The organism is Actinomyces sp. 594 (assembly GCF_019325145.1).
Lineage (GTDB): Bacteria > Actinomycetota > Actinomycetes > Actinomycetales > Actinomycetaceae > Actinomyces.
Genome location: NZ_PIZC01000065.1, coordinates 19,120 through 37,104 on the forward strand (window position 1 = coordinate 19,120; position 17,985 = coordinate 37,104).

Annotated in this window: 15 protein-coding genes; 3 read left to right on the plus strand and 12 right to left on the minus strand. The window is 70.1% G+C overall.

Annotated features, from left to right (window positions below; genetic code table 11):
- Positions 1-510: 510 nt before the first annotated feature.
- The 5 genes from GZ998_RS11300 to GZ998_RS11320 form a co-directional block, all read right to left on the minus strand.
- Positions 511-1,257, minus strand: a complete 747-nt coding sequence (locus GZ998_RS11300; RefSeq protein ID WP_219109887.1) for an ABC transporter permease — start codon at positions 1,255-1,257, stop codon at positions 511-513.
- Positions 1,254-2,039 carry an ABC transporter ATP-binding protein gene (locus tag GZ998_RS11305; protein ID WP_257505924.1) on the minus strand — a complete coding sequence of 262 codons (786 nt, stop codon included), beginning with the start codon at positions 2,037-2,039 and terminating at the stop codon, positions 1,254-1,256. Before GZ998_RS11305 ends, GZ998_RS11300 begins: the two co-directional genes overlap by 4 nt.
- Before the next feature lie 147 nt (positions 2,040-2,186).
- Entirely contained in the window at positions 2,187-2,840 is a 654-nt protein-coding gene (locus tag GZ998_RS11310; RefSeq protein WP_161924271.1) for a TetR family transcriptional regulator, read from the minus strand.
- A gap of 272 nt (positions 2,841-3,112) precedes the next feature.
- Positions 3,113-3,376 carry a zinc-binding dehydrogenase gene (locus GZ998_RS13220; protein WP_257505926.1) on the minus strand — a complete coding sequence of 88 codons (264 nt, stop codon included), beginning with the start codon at positions 3,374-3,376 and terminating at the stop codon, positions 3,113-3,115.
- Between the two features lie 86 nt (positions 3,377-3,462).
- Complete coding sequence (locus GZ998_RS11320; RefSeq protein WP_219109907.1) at positions 3,463-4,335, minus strand: 16S rRNA (uracil(1498)-N(3))-methyltransferase; 873 nt, start codon at positions 4,333-4,335, stop codon at positions 3,463-3,465.
- Positions 4,336-4,390: 55 nt separating this feature from the next.
- Here GZ998_RS11320 and GZ998_RS11325 point away from each other — a divergent pair, with 55 nt between their 5' ends.
- Complete coding sequence (locus GZ998_RS11325) at positions 4,391-5,239, plus strand: YggS family pyridoxal phosphate-dependent enzyme (RefSeq protein WP_219109888.1); 849 nt, start codon at positions 4,391-4,393, stop codon at positions 5,237-5,239.
- A 50-nt stretch (positions 5,240-5,289) separates the two neighbouring features.
- Here GZ998_RS11325 and dnaJ read toward each other — a convergent pair whose 3' ends face one another.
- Entirely contained in the window at positions 5,290-6,411 is a 1,122-nt protein-coding gene (gene dnaJ, locus GZ998_RS11330; protein WP_161924275.1) for a molecular chaperone DnaJ, read from the minus strand.
- Positions 6,412-6,455: 44 nt separating this feature from the next.
- Complete coding sequence (gene hrcA / locus GZ998_RS11335) at positions 6,456-7,517, minus strand: heat-inducible transcriptional repressor HrcA (protein WP_161924276.1); 1,062 nt, start codon at positions 7,515-7,517, stop codon at positions 6,456-6,458.
- Positions 7,518-7,706: 189 nt separating this feature from the next.
- Here hrcA and GZ998_RS11340 point away from each other — a divergent pair, with 189 nt between their 5' ends.
- Positions 7,707-8,813 carry a DUF3097 domain-containing protein gene (locus tag GZ998_RS11340; RefSeq protein WP_219109889.1) on the plus strand — a complete coding sequence of 369 codons (1,107 nt, stop codon included), beginning with the start codon at positions 7,707-7,709 and terminating at the stop codon, positions 8,811-8,813.
- Positions 8,814-9,007: 194 nt separating this feature from the next.
- The gene (locus GZ998_RS11345) at positions 9,008-10,945 is read left to right on the plus strand and encodes a subtype A tannase (protein WP_219109890.1); all 1,938 of its coding nucleotides are present in this window, start codon (positions 9,008-9,010) and stop codon (positions 10,943-10,945) included.
- Positions 10,946-11,014: 69 nt separating this feature from the next.
- On the opposite strand, the gene GZ998_RS11350 is transcribed toward GZ998_RS11345, so the two are convergent.
- The 5 genes from GZ998_RS11350 to lepA all read right to left on the minus strand — a co-directional run bounded on the left by GZ998_RS11350 (position 11,015) and on the right by lepA (position 17,775).
- Positions 11,015-12,418 carry a sodium:proton antiporter gene (locus GZ998_RS11350; RefSeq protein WP_219109891.1) on the minus strand — a complete coding sequence of 468 codons (1,404 nt, stop codon included), beginning with the start codon at positions 12,416-12,418 and terminating at the stop codon, positions 11,015-11,017.
- A 259-nt stretch (positions 12,419-12,677) separates the two neighbouring features.
- A complete protein-coding gene (gene hemW / locus GZ998_RS11355; protein WP_219109892.1) occupies positions 12,678-13,946 on the minus strand; it encodes a radical SAM family heme chaperone HemW in 1,269 nt (422 codons plus the stop codon).
- Positions 13,943-14,851 (minus strand): tRNA (guanosine(46)-N7)-methyltransferase TrmB, encoded by a 909-nt coding sequence (gene trmB / locus GZ998_RS11360; RefSeq protein ID WP_219109893.1) that lies wholly within the window; start codon positions 14,849-14,851, stop codon positions 13,943-13,945. Before trmB ends, hemW begins: the two co-directional genes overlap by 4 nt.
- Positions 14,852-14,939: 88 nt before the next feature.
- The gene (locus GZ998_RS11365) at positions 14,940-15,809 is read right to left on the minus strand and encodes an MOSC domain-containing protein (protein WP_162678403.1); all 870 of its coding nucleotides are present in this window, start codon (positions 15,807-15,809) and stop codon (positions 14,940-14,942) included.
- 94 nt (positions 15,810-15,903) lie between these two features.
- The gene (gene lepA / locus GZ998_RS11370; protein WP_161924282.1) at positions 15,904-17,775 is read right to left on the minus strand and encodes a translation elongation factor 4; all 1,872 of its coding nucleotides are present in this window, start codon (positions 17,773-17,775) and stop codon (positions 15,904-15,906) included.
- Positions 17,776-17,985: the final 210 nt, after the last annotated feature.

Genomic DNA, 17,985 nt, shown 5'->3' on the forward strand with positions numbered 1-17,985 from the left:
GCCGATATAACCGCCGAGGTCCGTAGACGTTACGTGTCGAAGTCGGTCGAAGTAACGTGCCGAAGGGCTGTGTCTGGTGCTGGGCGTCGAAGTCCCGCTCCCGCTCGCCGAATAGGCGCGCAATGCCAGCCGCATTGATGACAGGATCTCACCCCAGCTCGCTCCAGCCATCGACGTGTGACGCTGGGAGAGACGACGATCCTTGCCGCCTGCCCCGCCCCACCCGCTTCCTGGGGGCACCGGCGTCCGGCGCGTATTCGAGCAGGCGGCCGAAGCCTGCACACCTGAGCCCGTCATCGATGTGGAGGACCGGGTGCGCGCGGACTACCTTTCCGGCAACAACTCGGCCAAGGTCGGTGAACAAGCGCGCGAGTCAGCCGAGTGTGACGGTACCCCAAGCGTGCCGGTCGAGTCACTAAGTCGAGCCACTAAGTCGGTGCACGAAGGCACCAAGATGAGGCACTAAGACACCAAGTCGGTACAGCGAACACACCGCCCGCCACACCGCCCTCACCGCACCCGCCGCGGCACGGTCAGGGCGGCCACCGCGAGGATCGCCACGCCTGCCCCGGCCACCAGCCCCAGGTCAGCGCCGAAGGCGGCGGTCGGTACGGTGTTCGCGCTCAGCTCGCCGACGGCGTCGACGGCCCAGCTCATGGGCAGCACGTTGCTGCACAGCTCCAGCACGCGCGGCAACTGATCGCGCGCGACCAGCAGGCCGCACAGGAAGATCTGCGGGCCGATGATCACGGGGAAGAACTGCACGGCCTGGAACTCGGTGCGGGCGAAGGCGGAGACGAACAGGCCCAGTGCCACGCCGAGGAAGCCGTCGACCAGCGCGGTGAGAATCACCCACGCCCAGGAGGCGGCGATCTGCACCCCCAGGCACCACGCGGCCACGGCGCACAGCACCAGCGACTGCCCCACCGCCGTGGCGGTGAAGGCGGCGGCGTAGCCGAGCAGCAGGTCGGCGCGGTGCAGGGGTGTGGTCCACAGCCGCTCCAGCGTGCCGGAGCCGCGCTCGCGCAGCATGGTCACGCTGGTGACCAGGAACATAACCAGCATCGGCAGGATCGCCATCATGGCCACGGCGATCCGGTTGAACAGCTGCTCTCCGTGCGGGTAGTCGTAGTAGACGAAGTAGAGCAGGGTCAGCAGCGCGGCGGGCACCACCATGATCAGCCCGAGGGTGCGGCGGTCGGCCACCAGCTGCGCCAGGACGCGGCGGACGGTGGCGGCGAAGGTACGTGGGTTCACCGCTCCCCCTCCCCGCGCTCCGCCCGCCGGACGACGTCGAGGAAGGCCGCGTCGAGCGTGTCTGCACCCGTGCGCTCCAGCAGCTCGCTCGCGGTCGTGGAGGCCAGGAAGCGGCCGGCGCGCATGAGCAGCACGCGATCGCAGCGCAGGGCCTCGTCCATGACGTGGCTGGAGATCAGCAGGGTGGCGCCCGCATCGGCCAGATCACGGAAGGTCGCCCACAGCCCCTCCCGGGTCAGTGGGTCCAGGCCGACCGTCGGTTCGTCGAGTATCAGCAGTTCCGGTCCGGCCACCAGGGCGCAGGCGAGCGAGACCCGACCGGTCTCGCCGCCGGAGAAGGTACTCACGCGCCGGTCGGCGAGGTCGGTCAGGCCCACCGTGTCCAGCACCTCGTCGATGTCGCGGGCGCGCCGGCCGGCCAGTGCGGCGAAGTAGCGCAGGTTCTGGCGGGCGGTCAGGTCCTTGTACACGGCCGCCGCCTGCGTCACATAGCCGACCCGGTCGCGTACGGCGGGAGCACCCGGCCGCTTCCCCAGCACTTCAATCGTGCCTTCGTAGTGCTGTACGCCGACGAGTACGCGCATCAGGGTGGTCTTGCCGCAGCCCGAGGGGCCGAGCAGGCCGATGATGGAGCCGGGGCGCAGCTCCAGATCCAGGCCGTGCAGGATCTCGTTGCCGCCGCGACGCACCCGCAGCCCACGAACGCGAACAGCGCTCGGGGACGCGACCGCTCCGGTAGGCGCGCGGCCACCGCGGCGGGTACTCCACCCGTTTTTCATCATGCGATGAATATAGGGGTGCCATACCTGCAAGGCAAGGCCCTCCTGCCTGCGTCTCCGCGCACTTGCCGAGCATCGTGTGCCATCCCTGTACGGCAAGGCCGCTCCGCCTTGTGCACGCAAACTCCCGGCGACTCAGCCTGCGGCTCCCTAGGCCCGGGAGTCGGAGTCGGTAGCGTCGAGTTGCCCACTGGCGACGCCGTCTTGTCCGCCGAGCTCGCCGGTCAGGTAGTGCTGGATCACCGGCCCGACGGCGGCCGCAAGTTCCTCCGGGCTCGCGGCGGATACGGCGTCGAGGCGGGCGACCCAGCGCGTCATACCCAGTCCCACCAGGTGGCCCGCAACCAGTTGGGAGCGCAGGCGGACTCGGTCTGGGGCTACTTTCGCGACCAGCGGGGTTATCAGAGCGCCGACCACGAGTTCACGCACTCGCCCCACCATGCCCTCGTTGGTCAGTGCCGCGCGCAGCAGCGCAGAGAAGCGGTCCTGGCCCATGCGATCCCACTGAGTGATGAACACGCGCACCAGTGCCCCTCCCTGCTGACAGGCGGGCAGGCGTCGGACTTCGTCAAGCGCACTCGGGTCCATCGGCGGCCCGTCTGGCCCGTCATAGACCGCCTTCACGAACAGGTCGGAGCGCTCCGGGAAGTAGTGGTGCACCAGCGCCGGGTCCACGCCCGCCTCGCGTGCAATGCCGCGCAGCGAGGTGTTGTAGCCGTCGCGGGCGAAGGCGGCGCGGGCCGCCTCCAGAATCGCCCGCCGGGCATCCGGGCTCCCGGCCCGCCTACGACCCCGCGTGCCCATCTCACCCTCCTGCGCGACTATTGATAGGTCGAAGGATACGTTCGGTGTCGCCCTGCTGCCGAGCTTCAGCAGATAACCGCCACCCACCGACACGGCGTCCGCACCCAAAAGTGTCCATCTCTCGCCACTTTCAGATATCGACTCAGCGGATCCCGCAACAACAACGGCTCTATAGCAGGCACATCTGTGGTTCCTCCGGCGAACGAATGGGCACCGCACCGTCAAAGTGGCGACGGATGGACACTTTTACGCCGAACACACCCCACCCGAGCTCACGCACCGACCGATCCGGCCACGTCGCAGACGAGCTTGCCGATCTGGTGGCCCCGGGCGAGTCGGGCGTAGGCGGCGGGCACCTCGTCCAGCGGCATAGTCTCAGCCACGCAGGTGTTAAGCCTCCCGCCAGCGACGAGCTCCAGCAGCTCGGCAAGCATGGCGGCCAGGTCGGGCCGCCCGTCATAAAGGCCGGGCCGCCGGTGAGGGCGAGCGCACCCAGTTTCGCGCCGTCGCCGACGCTCGTGCGGCCGGTGAGTCATGGACCGTAATAGGCGCGGCCCTCGGTGTCTCGAAACAGGCCGCGCACAAGCGTTTCGGCCACTCGTCCCCCTGCTAGAGACCCGCCTCAGCCCCACAGGCCGGCGCGCTGCGCGAGGACCGCGAGCGCCACCGGTCCGGCCGAAGCCGTACGCAGCACATGCGGCCCCAGACGCACCGTGGTCGCCCCGGCATTCTCCAGCGCCGCCACCTCTGCGGGGCTGATCCCGCCCTCGGGCCCGACGACGACGGCGAGCACCGGCACCTCTCCCGCACCGCCAGCACCCCCCTGATGGTCGCCCTCGGTTGTGCCAGCCGCTTCCGATGCCGCCGCTCCCACGCGCATCTCCGGCAGCGCCACGTCGCCGACCGGCCTGGTCGCCTCCTCGTGCAGGATCAGCACCGTCCCGCCGGCCTCGCACACCTGACGCACCCAGTCGGTCAGCTCGGCGGTGGTGAGCAGCTCCGCGATCTCGGGCACGCGCGCCCGCCTCGCCTGCTTGGCGGCCTCGCGGGCGGCTGCCTGCCAGCGCTGACGCCCACGGGCAGCCTTCACACCCCGCCACACCGCCACGCAGCGCTCAGCCGACCAGGGCACGATCAGGTCCGCACCGACTTCGGTGGAGGTCTCCACCGCCTGCTCGTCACGCCCGCCCTTGGCCAGCGCCTGCACGAGCGCTAGGCGTGGCACCGCCTGGGGTTCCACCAGTCGTTCAGCCACGCGTACGGCCAACCGCTCTCGGCGCCCCCCTTCTGCGACGGCGTCGGTCACCTCACATACCAGTCGTAGGCCGGCGCCGTCGACCAGGTCCACCCGTTCTCCCGGTCGCAGCCGCCGCACGGACACCGCATGGTGCGCCTCAGGGCCAACCAGCGTGAGCAGGCTCCCCGGACCCGCCGTGTCGGCCGCCCCGGCGGGCTCGACGGTTTCGGGAGTGAAAACGAATACAGGCGCGGTCACCTCCTCAGGGTACGTTGGCCGACGCGCCCACACCGCAGTGCTAGCGTCACGGAACATGACCGATCCTGCGCCCGTAGCGCCCTCCCCGAAGCCCGCCGCGCCGTCATCCGCACTCCCGCCCACTGATCACGAAGCCGCGGGCCCACTGACTGAGTCGGCGGCACCGAGTGCCACCACCATCGAAGACTTCCGCCGCAACCTTGCCGCCGTGCGCGCCCGCATCGACGCCGCCGCCCGCGCGGCCGGCCGGGATCCAGCCGGGATCCGGCTGCTGCCGGTGTCCAAAACGGTGCCGGAGGAGCGGCTGCGGGCCGCCCACGCCGCCGGCATCACCCAGATGGGCGAGAACAAGGTGCAGGAGGCCAAGCGGAAGGCTACGAATCTGGCCGACCTGGGCATCCACTGGGCGCTGATCGGCCACCTGCAGACCAATAAGGCCAGGGATGCGGCCGCCTTCGCCGACGAGTTCCAGGCGCTGGACTCGCTGCGCGTGGCCGAGGCCCTCGACCGGCGGCTGCAGGCGGCCGGCCGCGGCCTGGACGTGTACGTGCAGGTCAACTCCTCCGGGGAGCCCTCCAAGTTCGGCCTGGAGCCGGACGCCGTGGCGGATTTCCTGGCGGCCCTGCCGGCCTACTCCTCCCTGCGGGTGCGCGGCCTGATGACGCTGGCCGCACATACCGACGACGCCGACCGCATCCGTGAGTGCTTCCGGATCATGCGCTCCCTGCGGGACGCCGGCCTGCAGGCGGGCACCGTAGGCGACGGGCAGCTGTCCATGGGCATGAGCGGCGACTTCGAGCTGGCGATCGCCGGCGGCTCGACGTGCGTGCGCGTGGGCCAGGCGATCTTCGGGGCGCGCCCCGCCACGGATTCGCCGCAGCGGCCTGCAAGCAGTGCCCGTTAGGCGCCCGCGGGCGGTCCGGCAGCGGCCAGGCCGCCGCCGCGCGCGGCCGGTCAGCGGCCGGAGAGCTTCTCCTTGAGCTTGCCCATGACTGACTCGTCCTTGGGCGCCTCGTAGCCGTCCTCCCCGCGCAGTGAGGCCAGCTCGGTCAGCAGGGCACGCTGCCGGTCGTTCAGGCGGGTGGGGGTCTCCACCACGATCTGTACGCGCAGGTCGCCGCGGCCGGGCCGGCGCAGCCGCCCCACGCCCAGGCCAGACAGGACGATCTCGTCCCCTCCCTGGGTGCCGGCGCGCACGGAGACGCTGCGGTCGCCGTCGAAGGTCTCCAGCGGGAAGGTGGCGCCGAGCGCGGCAGCGGTCATGGGTACGCGCAACTCGGTGTAGAGGTCGTCGCCCTCGCGGGTGAAGGACTCGTGCTCCCTCTCGTGGATCTCCACGTACAGGTCGCCGTTGGGGCCGCCGGCGGGTCCGGCCTCGCCGCGCCCGCCCATACGGATGCGGGTGCCGGTGGACACCCCGGCGGGGATGTTGATGTCGATGGGGGTGCGCACGTGCTTGCGGCCCTCGCCGTCGCACTCCTTGCAGGGGGAGGCGATCACGGTGCCGTAGCCCTGGCAGCGCGGGCAGGGGCTGGAGGTAACCACATTGCCCAGCAGGGACCGTTGCATGCGCTGGACGGAGCCCTGCCCATTGCATTCGGCGCAGGTGACCGGGGAGGTGCCCGGGGCACAGCAGGAGCCGTTGCAGGTATCGCACGTGACGTAGGTGTCCATGGTGACGGTCTTGGTGGTGCCGAAGACGACGTCGGCCAGGTCCACATCCACGGCCAGCAGTGAGTCCTGGCCGCGGCGGGTGCGGGAGGCCGGCCCGCGGGAGGCGGCGCCCCCGAAGAAGGCCTGCTGGAACAGGTCTGAGAAGCTGCCGAAGTCCCCGGTGAAGCCGCCGCCGAAGCCGTTGTTGCCGTGCAGGGCGTCCTCACCGCCCAGGTCGTACATCTTGCGCTTCTCTGAGTCCGAGAGGACCTCGTAGGCGGTGGATACCTTCTTGAACTCGTCCTCGTGCCCCGGTCCGGCGACGTCGGGATGCAGCTGGCGGGCCTTCTTGCGGTAGGCCTTCTTGATCTCCTCGGCCGTGGCCTGACGGGTTACGCCGAGGACGTCGTAGTAGTCGCTCACGCTTGCTGGTGTTCCTTCGTGGTGGGGTTGTGTGGGTGGCCGGCTCAGCCCGCGGCGGTTTCAGAGTCGGTAAGGAATCTGGACAGGTAGCGGGCGACGGCGCGGACAGCCGCCATGGTGGCCGGGTAGTCCATACGGGTTGGGCCGATGACGCCCAGGTGGGCGACTGCGTCTCCCGGTCCGTAGGCGGCGGAGACCACGGAGGCCTCTGCCAGGGCATCCTCGTGCGTCTCCGAGCCGATCCGCACGGTGGTACCGGTGTCATCCTCCTCACCGATGCGGGCGGCGTCGGCGGAGCTGAACAGCCGCAGCAGCACCACCTGCTCCTCGACCGCGTCCAGGAGTGCGCCGATGGCGGTGAAGTCCAGGGAGCGGGCGAGGTTAGCGGTGCCTGCAACCACGATGCGCTCCTCGGCGTCGGGGCGCAGCGCGGCGATCAGCTCATCGGTGACGGCCGCCAGTACGGCCCGCTCGTCGTCGGGAGCCTGCTCGGCAAGCGCCGCGAGCACCGGAACGACCTCGGCTGCACGGCGACCTACCAGGGCGGTATTCAGTCGCAGGCGCAGCCGCTCCAGCACTGCGGGGTCGACCAGCCCGTCGGGGCCGCGTCCGGACAGGCCGACGGTGCGCTGCTCCACCCGGCCGGTGTCGGTGATGATGATCAGCAGTAGGCGGGTGGGTCCCAGGGCCACCAGCTCCAGGTGGCGCAGGGTGGTGCGGCGCAGGCTGGGGTACTCGACGACGGCGAGCTGCCCGGTCAGCTGCGCCAGCGCGCGCACGGTGCGGGCGACCACCTGCTCCAGGTCCACGGCCCCGGAGAGCAGGGCGTTGATGGCGGCCCGCTCGGGAGCGGACAGGGGCTTGATGCGCGCGACCTCGTCGACGAAGCGGCGGTAGCCCTTCTCGGTGGGGACGCGGCCGGCACTGGTGTGCGGCTGGTGGATATAGCCCTCATCCTCCAGGGTGGCCATGTCGTTGCGGATGGTGGCCGGAGACACGCCCAGCTGGTAGCGCTCCACCAGGGCGCGGGAGCCGACCGGCTCGCGGGTGCGTACATAGTCGGTGACGATGGCGGACAGCACCTTCAGACGGCGATCGTCCGACATGGGGCTCTCCTTCCTCGTCTGCGGTGCGGCCTTGGCGCGGGCGCCGCCCTGACCGGGCGTCCCTGCCGACGCGCTCGGCCGCAGCACTGGCCGGTATGGTTAGCACTCCTAGCGCTTGAGTGCCATCCTACGCCGCGGCGCGGCGAGTCAGCAGGGCCAATCGCGTGACCTTCCCCTACCGTGCCCTGAGTGAACACGACACCGTCCCGCCGACCGGGCCCCGTCCCCGGGTCCACCGCCGCCCGCCGTCAGGCCCTGCGTGAGCAGGCCGCCCGCCAGCAGGCCGCTTCACAGCGCAAAGACGGTCCGGCTGGCGCGGGCGGTGCCGCCACGGCCTCCAGGAGGTCCACGGCGGGACGCGGTGGCCGGGCCGATGCCACTGCCTCGCCCGCGCGTCCCTCGGCGGGCAACCGGTATGGCGGGGACGTGCTGTCGGTGGACCCGCACCGCGTGGGCCCGACGGCGGTGCGACCAGAGTCGGTGCATATGCACCTCAAGCGCGGCATGGTGCTGGAGGACCGCCAGACCGGATTCGTGGGAGCGGCTGTAGCCGTGGAGAAGTCCGGGGGCAAGCACCTGGTGGTCCTGGAGGACCGGCGGGGCGTACGGCGCGCCTTCCCGCTCGGTCCGGGCTTCTGGCTGGAGGGGCGGCCCGTAATCCTGGATCCGCCCGCCCCGCGCAAGCGTCCACCCGCCGGTCCGGTCAGTGCCGGCGGGCGCAGGCTGACCGCCTCGGGCTCCTACGCCGTTGAGGGCGAGCGGGCCCGGGTGGCGCGAGCCTCGCGGATCTGGGTGGAGGGCAGGCACGACGCCGAGCTGGTGGAGAAGGTGTGGGGCGATGACCTGCGCCATGAGGGCGTGGTGGTGCTCATGCTTGAGGGGGTCGACAACCTCGAGGAGGCAATGGCCCAGTTCGGGCCGGCGCCGCAGCGGCGGGCAGGTGTGCTCGTGGACCACCTGGTGCCAGGTTCTAAGGAGTCACGCATCGCCGAGCAGGTACGGTCTATGCCGGGCGGGGAGAACGTGCTGATCCTCGGCCACCCGTATGTGGATGTGTGGCAGGCGGTGCGGCCTGACCGGCTGGGGCTGCGGGCCTGGCCGGAGATTCCTCGCGGCACGGACATCAAGCACGGAACCCTGGAGGCTCTCGGGTGGCCGCATGCCGACCAGGCCGATATCGCGCGCGGCTGGCAGCGGATCCTGGCCACGGTGCGCTCGTATAAGGACCTGGAGCCGAGCCTGCTGGGTCGCATGGAGGAGCTGATCGACTTCGTCACCGCCCCCGGCACCCACTGATAACGCGCCCTCCTCCCTGCTCCCGCACCCAAATGCCGAGATCGGTAGAAGTAGCACCTACCACTGGGCATGGCCGCATCCCCACGAGCCATGCAGCCTCATAAGCGACTCACAGCAAAATCCCCGGGTGCCGCTCAGAAGACACCGGTTGCATCCTGCCTGTCACCCTGACGTCGACTGGAAGGAATCCGACGATGATCTTCTCACGACGCACCGTAATGCGCGCGGTGCCGGTGGCGACGCTGCTCGGCGTCGCGGGCCTGGCCGCCTGCTCCACCGACTCCGGCGGCTCGACCAATACCTCGGGGTCCACCGCCGCCCCCACCACCAGCACCGATCTGGCGCTCAACCCGGCGGCCTGGAGCTATGACGCTGACGGCGACGTCTACTACCAGCTGGGCCTGTCCTACGTCGCCTCCCCGCAGGACACCAGCTACGAGACCCTGGGCGTCTTCGTGCCCGGCGCCTACATGTCCTCCACCGACAACGGTAACGGCACCTTCACCGCCGAGGTCGCCTTCGACGGCGCGGTGGGCGACTGGACGGCGTCGACGGCGCCGATCGTGCTGCCGGTCAACACCCCGGGCTACGCCGCCCAGCAGCCGCCCACCGAGTACTCCTACGACACCGTCGCGGCCTATATGGAGGCCGGCTTCATCTACGTACAGGCGGGCCTGCGCGGCAAGGACTCCACCACCGACGCGGCCCCCGGCAACGCGCCCTGGGGCGTGACCGACCTGAAGGCGGCCGTGCGCTACCTGCGTTACAACGCCGCCGCCCTTCCCGGCAACTCCGAGCAGATGTACGTCTTCGGCCACTCCGGCGGCGGCGCCCAGTCCGCGGTGATGGGTGCCTCCGGCGACTGCGCGCTCTACACCCCCTACCTGGAAGCACTCGGCGCAGCCACCACCGGCACCGATGGAGCCGTCCTTTCCGACGCGATCGCGGGGGCAATGTGCTGGTGCCCGATCACCAGCCTGGATGCTGCCAACGCCGCTTATGAGTGGAACATGGGCCAGTTCGCCACCACTGGCACCCGCGCGGAGGGCACCTGGACGGAGGCCTACTCCAAGAACCTGGCCGCCGCCTACGCCGAGCACCTCAACGGCCTGGGACTGGTCGACTCCGACGGCAACACCCTGGCCCTGGAGGAGTCCGCGGACGGGCAGTACCTGGCCGGCTCCTACTACGAGCACATGGTCGCCGTAGTCGAGCAGTCGCTGAACGACTTCCTGGCCGCGACCGAGTTCCCCTACACGCCCAGCTCCACCGAGATGGCCGGCATGGAGGCCCAGAGCAGCTCCGGCGCGCCCGCAGGCGGTCCGGGCAGGTCCGACGACAGCGTCGCCTCCGGCGCCCCCGGTGACGGCCAGGCCCCCGACGGCGCACCCACCGGCGAGGGCACGCAGGGTACCCCCGCCGACGGCGGCCCGGACGGCGACGGTGCCACCGCTGGTGCGGGCCGCCCCGGGGAGGACTCCTCGGCGGTTTCCTCCGAGTCGGTCACCTACGCGACCGTCGCGGACTACATCGCGGCCCTGAATCAGGACGTGGATTGGGTCGCCTACGACTCCTCGACCAACACGGCCACGATCACCGGTCTGGAGGGCTTCATCACCAGCCAGAAAGCGGCGACGAAAGACGTGGGCGCCCTGGACGGTGTCGACCGCGGCCAGACGGAGAACACCGTCCTTGGGGCCGGGGCGACGGCGATGCACTTCTCCGGGCTCTCCCGCGACGTGATCGCCGCCAACCAGGACACCTACGCCGCCCTGACCAACTGGTCCGACGAGTACGGATCGTCCGAGTACGACTCGGACTTTGCGCAGACCGACGAGCTTGGCGTCGACGTGCTCACCCGCGAGCACATGTACGACCCCATGTACTTCCTGTCCAGCGCCTACGAGGGCGCCGGAACCTCGACGGTTGCGCCCAGCTGGCGCATCCGCACCGGCATCATGCAGGGCGACACCGCCAGCACGGTGGAGGTGAACCTCGCGCTCGCCTTGCAGGCGGCCGGTAGCTCGGTGGACTTCGCGACCATCTGGGGGCAGGGGCACACGATGGCCGAGCTGACCGGCACGGGCGAGGAGAACTTCATCTCCTGGGTCAGTGAACGGGCAGCATCCTGACGCAGCAGGTGTATGGGGCCCGGGCACCAGTGGTGCCCGGGCCCCGTAGACCGTTGAATAGCGGCGGCGTCAGGCGTCGGCCAGTGCCAGGCGGCGGCTGGAGCGCAGCAGCCGGATATTGTTGGCCAGCAGCAGCAGCACTAGCACCACTCCGCTGAGCTTGGCCCACAGCGAGCCGGCGATGAACAACAGGACCATGGCCACCAGGATCGGCCCCAGGTACAGGTACGCGCGGGCGATATAGCCACCGAAGGATGGCATCTCCACGTTGCGTGCCTCGGCAACGGACTTGACCATGAAGTTCGGGCCGTTGCCGATGTAGGTCAGTGCGCCACACAGCACGGCGCCGAGCGATATCGAGCGCAGGTACAGCTCGGGCACGCCCGCGACTGTCGCGCCGCCCGGGTGCGCCACCTGACCGGCCAACTCGAAGAAGGTGGCGTAGGTGGGGGCGTTGTCCAGCATGGATGACAGCCCGCCGGTGAACACGAAGAACGTGATCTCGTTCAGCGGGAGGCTGCCGGCGATCTCGTCCAAGTAGCGCAGCGCCGGGATCATGGTCAGGAAGATGCCGATGAACAGGGCGGCGACCTCGGCGATCGGCCCCCACTCGAACTGGTTGTCCTCGAAGCGGGCTCGCTTGTCGCCCAGCGTGTAGGAGGCTCCGGCGGCGGCGAGCATGATGATCTCCCGCAGCGGGATCCAGTCGGTCAGTACGGCGTGCCCCTCCTCAATGGCCTCTGCGTCGATCGAGGGTGCGAAGGCAACGGCGGCGATGATGACGACGAACCAGATCAGGTTGGAGGCGCCCCGCAGGCCCAGGGGCTCGATCTCCGTCTTGTCGGCAAGAATGTCTGCGGCGGGCTCCTGTGAGTAGTACCAGGTGTCCAGCGCGAAGTAGCTCAGCAGCAGCATGGCGTTCACGAACAGCCATTCGAAGACGAGGCTGAAGGTCCAGGTGAAGGGCACGCCGCGCAGGAAGCCGAGGAACAGGGGCGGGTCACCGAGGGGCGTGAGCAGGCCGCCGCAGTTGGCCACCATGAAGATGGTGAACAGGACGGTGTGTACGCGGTACTCGCGCTCGCGATTGGTGTTCAGCAGGGGCCGGATCAACAGCATGGCGGCACCGGTGGTGCCCACGAAGCTCGCCAGCAGTGCGCCAATCGCCAGGAAGATGGTGTTATTGCGCGGGGTGGCCTGAATATCACCCTTGAGGAAGATGCCGCCGGAGACGACGAACAGCGCCAGCAGCAGCGAGATGAACTGTATGTACTCCACCACGGCAGCGAAGACGGGCTCCCAGCCCAGGGCGAACCACATCCAGATCGCCACGGGCACCCCCAGCACCAGGGCGACCGTCAGCTGGCTGGAGTTCTTCTCCCACCAGTGGGACGTCGCCGGGATCAGCGGGAAAACCGCGATCGAGGCGAGCATGACGACGAATGGCAGTATGGACCACCACTGCAACTCCACGTGAGACTCCTCAGTTCGGGGTCGGTGTGCTCGTCGCCCATCAATGATGCAGCGACGCTTGCCTCACCCTATGACGAGAATCGGTCCGGATCGCGAGACGCAGGCGTGCTTCCTGGCACACGGTGATCTGAAGCACGCCTGCTTCACCCGGCAGCAGGCGCACAGAGCCCTACGCATCACGGGCCCCCGCGCGGGGCCTCTTTCCCCGTTTACCGTGCGGTTCCCTGCACTCGGCGCCGTGCACAGGCGCTAGCACGCGTCACTGGGTGAGCCGATACGTGACCGTGTCCGCCATAAGCCTTCCGCGCAGTGTGAGCACGGCGCGGCCCGCCAGGGCGGCAGCACCGTCGAGCAGGCCCTGCGCCACGAGGCCTCCCACCACCGGCACGAGCCGCCGTGGGGTGCCCGACGCCGTCGCCGCCTCCCCCGGCCGCGTCAGACTCCGCAGGTCCAGACCCTCGCGCATGCGAATGCCGAGCATGACCCGCTCCAGTTCTCGTGATTCGGCATCGACGACCTCGTGCCCGGCCACGGGCAGCCGCCCGGCCGCCGCCTGCCCGGCCCAGGCCACCGGGTGCTTGGTGTTCCACATGCGCACGTCCCCCAGGTGGCTGTGCGCCCCCGGGCCGGCGCCCCACCAGTCACAGTCGCGCCAGTAGGCCTGGTTGTGCACGCACTCATGCCCGGGCCGCGCCCAGTTGGAGATCTCGTACCACTCGTAGCCGGCCCCGCCCAGCAACGCGTCGGCCAGCTCATACTTGGCGGCCTCGTCGTCGTCCGTGGGCAGGGGCAGCTCCCCGCGGCGCACCTGCGTCCACATCCGCGTGCCCTCCTCGATCACCAGGGCGTAGGCGCTCAAGTGATCCGGGCCGATCTCCACCGCCGCCTCCAGGGAACGCCGCCAGTCGTCCAGGGACTCCCCCGGCGTGCCGTAGATCAGGTCCAGGCTCGTGGCCAGCCCGGCCCGGCGTGCCCAGGACACCACCTGCGGCACCCACTCGGGGGTGTGGGTGCGGTCCAGCGTGCGCAGCACCTGCGGCACCGCCGACTGCATGCCGAAGGACACCCGGGTGAACCCGGCCTGTGCCAGGGCCGCCAGGTAGCGCTCGTCCACGGTCTCCGGGTTGGCCTCCGTGGTCACCTCCGCCCCTTCGTCCAGGCCCCAGGTCTCGCGCACCAGCTGCAGCATGCGGGCCAGGTCCCCAGCCGGCAGCATGGTGGGGGTGCCCCCGCCCACGAACACGGTTTGCGCCGCCCGCTGCGGCAGGCCGACCTGTTCCATGGCCGCCCGGGCCAGGCGCAGCTCGCCGGCGAGCGTGTCCACGTAGTCCCCCGCCGAGGCTCCGCCGCCCATGGCCAGGTTCGTGTAGGTGTTGAAGTCGCAGTAGCCGCAGCGCACCCGGCAGTAGGGCACGTGCAGGTACACCGCAAATGGCCGCTGCCCGCCCGACGACGCCGCAGCGCGCACCTGCTCGGGCAGCTCCCCCGCTCCGGGCAGGGGCTCCCCCGCCGGCTGCTGCGGACTCATAGGGCAACCGCCTCACGCCGGGGCGGCACCCACATCTCGCCGGTGCGCACCGCGGTCAGGTCGCGGATAGTACGGCCGGCACGAATGCCCTTCTCCTCAAAGCGGGTCAGTACCCGCCCCTCATAGCGCTGCGACCAGCCGCCTAGCACGCCGGCCGGCGAGCCGGGGTCGCGGCCATTACCCAGGCTGCCCTCCTCGGCAGTCCCGACGCCCAGGTCCGGGCGCGCCCCGGCGTCGGGGTAGCGGAAGTACGGGCCGGTGCAGTCCGCCTCCAGTCCCTCGGGCAGCGCGGAGGCGGCCTCCAGCACGTCGCGCATCTGCCAGGCATAGTCCGCCCAGTCGGTAGCCAGCCGCCACACCCCGCCGGGGCGCAGCACCCGGGCCACCGAGTCGGCGAAGGCGGCATTGACCAGCCGACGCTTGCGGTGCCGAGGCTTGCGCCACGGGTCCGGGAAGAACACCCACACCTCGCTGGCGCGGCCGACCGGCAGGGCGGTGGCCAGCAGCTGGGCGGCATCTGCGGGCACCACCCTGATATTGCGCAGGCCCGCCCTGCCGGCACCGGCCACGATCCGGGCGATCGCCGTCTCCCAGGCCTCAACAGCCAGGTGGTCCACCCCCGGGTGGGCGGCGGCGTGGGCCAGTATCGCCTCCCCCGCGCCCGAGCCGACCTCCACGATGAGCGGACGCAACTGGCCTGCGTGCCCGAAGGCCGTTGCCGGGTCCAGCCGGAAGGAGGGGGCGACGGTGCGGATCGCATCGGCGCGGGGCACGTCGATCACGTACCTGTCCCTGTAACGCTCCAGGGCCCGTTCCTGCGCCTCGGTCAGGCGGCCGCCGGCCCGCGAGTAGGAGCGCACGCGAGCGCGGATGGCGTGAGAGCGGGGCGGGTGCTGCTGTGGCACTGGACCGGTTCCTCCTGGTTGTGTTCGAACGGCTTATACGGCCGGCTGAGCCGATTTCCCCTGCGGCAACTGCCCCAGCGCGTCCCGCTCAGCCGACCTGCTCGTGGGCGGCGGCCTGCACGTACTTCTTGGTGAAGGGGGCGATCACGCAGTTGCCGAAGATCTCCGAGTCCAGCATCCTCTGGGCGTCGCGCGGGTCGTGGTGGGCGAACCAGCGGGTGCAGGTGACCCGGTGCCCGGGCGCGCTGACCACCCGCACCTCATCACCTGCGCGCACCGTGCCCTCCTTGAGGACAGCCAGGTAGACGCCCACCCGGTTGCGGGAGGAGAAGACCTCCACCCAGTCGCCGCGTCCGACTCCGCGGGCGAAGGTCGCACAGGGATTGCGCACGCCGGTCACCCGCACGCGCAGCCCCTCGCCCCGCGGATCCCCGATAGACAGAACCGCACCGATCTCGACGTCGTCGATGCCGCCGGCCGGACCCGGCTCAATCGTCAGGTTCTCCCCCAGGGACCCGGGCTCGATACCGCCGAGCACCGCCGCCCAGTGACGCTGCTCGGCAGCGTCCAGGACGTACAGTGCCTTATCCCGGCCGCCGTGGTGGGCGTGATCGCCCTGCTGGTCACCGACGACGCCGAGCCGGTTCACCGCCGAGGGCCCCTCCAGGGGCGCCTTGTGGATGGCGGACAGGCCCGCCTCCCCGGCGTCGGGACGCACCCGCGCCAGGGCGCAGACGGCGCCGACGGTGCCCACCGGGTCGCCGTCGCGGAAGGGCGCGGGCTCGTCGGCATGACGCCCGTCGGCTCCCGCATGGGGCACGCCCAGGCGCCGCGCCAGGGTGGCGGTCAGCTCCAGCCCGGAACCGTCATCGGCCAGGGCGGCCTGCACCGTGCCCGAGGTGACCGGGACGCCGTCGATCCGCTCCGGGTCCCGCTCCACAGAGCCGGTTTTGCTCATATGTCCGCTCCTCGCTACCACGGCTAACGCCGCGCCGACGTCCGGCCCACCCTACTGCGGGCCACCCGCCCCGCCGAGGCGTTATCCGTCCGGGTTACTTTCCGGTGGGCTGATCCGCTCCGAGCACGGCGATGAAGGCCTCCTGTGGGACCTCCACGCGACCAACCGCCTTCATGCGTTTCTTACCCTCCTTCTGCTTCTCCAGCAGCTTGCGCTTACGGGTGATGTCACCGCCGTAGCACTTGGCGAGCATGTCCTTGCGCAGGGCCCGGATCGTCTCGCGGGCGATGATGCGGCTGCCCACGGCCGCCTGCACCGGCACCTCGAACTGCTGGCGGGGAATCAGCTCCTTGAGCCGCCGGGTCATCTTCTGCCCGTAGGACTGGGCCGAGTCCTTGTGAACGATGGCGCTGAACGCGTCCACCTTCTCCCCGTTAAGCAGAATGTCCACCTTGGTCAGGTCCGCGCTCTGGGTGCCGTCGGGCTCGTAGTCCAGGGAGGCGTAACCGCGAGTGCGTGACTTCAGGGCGTCGAAGAAGTCGAAGACGATCTCCGCCAGCGGCAGCCGGTAGCGCATCTCCACGCGGGTCTCGGACAGGTAGTCCATGCCCAGCATGGTGCCGCGGCGGGACTGGCACAGCTCCATGATCGCGCCGATGTACTCGCTGGGCGTCAGGATGGTGGCACGTACCACCGGCTCCTGCACGTCGCGGACCTTGCCCTCGGGGAACTCACTCGGATTGGTGACCGTGTGGACGCTGCGGTCCTCCATGGTGACCTCGTAGACCACGGACGGCGCAGTAGAGATGATGTCCAGGTTGAACTCGCGCTCCAGGCGCTCACGAATAATCTCCAGGTGCAGCAGGCCGAGGTAGCCGCAGCGGAAGCCGAAGCCCAGCGCCACCGATGTCTCCGGCTCGTAAGTCAGGGCGGCATCATTGAGCTTGAGCTTGTCCAGGGCGTCACGCAGCGCCGGGAAGTCGGAGCCGTCCACGGGGAACAGCCCGGAGAACACCATGGGCTTAGGGTCCTGGTAGCCGGACAGCGGCACAGTGGCCGGGGCGGCGGCGGAGGTGACGGTATCGCCGACCTTGGACTGGCGCACGTCCTTCACGCCGGTGATCAGGTAGCCGACCTCACCGGCACGCAACCCCTGGGTGGGGGCCGGCTCAGGACTGATGACGCCGATCTCCAGCAGGTCGTGGACTGCTCCGGTGGACACCATCTTGATGCGCTCGCGCGACTTCAGGGCGCCGTCGACAACACGCACGTAGGTGACCACGCCCCGGTAGACGTCGTACACGGAGTCGAAGATCATGGCGCGGGCGGCGGAGTCGGGATCACCGGACGGCGGCGGGACCGCCTCGACGATCCGGTCCAGCAGCTCGGGCACGCCCGCCCCGGTCTTGCCCGATACACGCAGTACCTCCTCGGGCTCGCAGCCGATCAGGGAGGCGATCTCCGCCGCGTGCTGATCCGGCTCCGCCGAGGGCAGGTCGATCTTGTTCAGCACCGGGATGATCGTCAGGTCGCCCTCCATGGCCATGTACAGGTTGGCGAGGGTCTGCGCCTGGATGCCCTGGGCGGCGTCGACCAGCAGCACCGCGCCCTCACAGGCCGCCAGCGACCGGTTGACCTCGTAGGAGAAGTCCACGTGCCCGGGGGTGTCGATCATGTTCAGCGCGTGGGCGCGCGTGACGCCGTCCTCCCCGGTCACCGCCCAGGGCATGCGCACGGCCTGGGACTTGATGGTGATGCCGCGCTCGCGCTCGATGTCCATGCGGTCCAGGTACTGGGCGCGCATGTCGCGCGGGGCGACTACGCCGGTGGCCTGGAGCATCCGGTCCGCCAGCGTGGATTTGCCGTGGTCGATGTGCGCGATGATCGAGAAGTTTCGGATCTGGGCCTGCTCGGTGGCTGCGGGGGCGACGGTTGCAGCCTGCTCGGACGTGGGGATCGGTGGCACGTGAATCGGTTCCTGGCTCTTCCTGCGGTCAGTGTGGATCAGTGTGGATCAGTGTGGACGTGCGGTCGGCTGGCGCCGCCGGCTTGAACGCGGTCTAGTCTCCCATGGACTGCCCGCGGGCCCCGCGTCAGGGCGCTGTGAGGTGCGGACCGGCCACGGCTCGCAGTGCTTCGCTCAGCGGCGTGCCGCCCGCGGGTGCGGCGCAGAACG

Coding starts and splice junctions, on each gene's coding strand:
- GZ998_RS11305 (WP_257505924.1), bottom strand. CDS start 2,039: ATGATGAAAAACGGGTGGAGTACCCGCCGCGGTGGCCGCGCGCCTACC.
- GZ998_RS11310 (WP_161924271.1), bottom strand. CDS start 2,840: ATGGGCACGCGGGGTCGTAGGCGGGCCGGGAGCCCGGATGCCCGGCGG.
- GZ998_RS13220 (WP_257505926.1), bottom strand. CDS start 3,376: ATGACTCACCGGCCGCACGAGCGTCGGCGACGGCGCGAAACTGGGTGC.
- GZ998_RS11325 (WP_219109888.1), top strand. CDS start 4,391: ATGACCGATCCTGCGCCCGTAGCGCCCTCCCCGAAGCCCGCCGCGCCG.
- hrcA (WP_161924276.1), bottom strand. CDS start 7,517: ATGTCGGACGATCGCCGTCTGAAGGTGCTGTCCGCCATCGTCACCGAC.
- GZ998_RS11345 (WP_219109890.1), top strand. CDS start 9,008: ATGATCTTCTCACGACGCACCGTAATGCGCGCGGTGCCGGTGGCGACG.
- hemW (WP_219109892.1), bottom strand. CDS start 13,946: ATGAGTCCGCAGCAGCCGGCGGGGGAGCCCCTGCCCGGAGCGGGGGAG.
- GZ998_RS11365 (WP_162678403.1), bottom strand. CDS start 15,809: ATGAGCAAAACCGGCTCTGTGGAGCGGGACCCGGAGCGGATCGACGGC.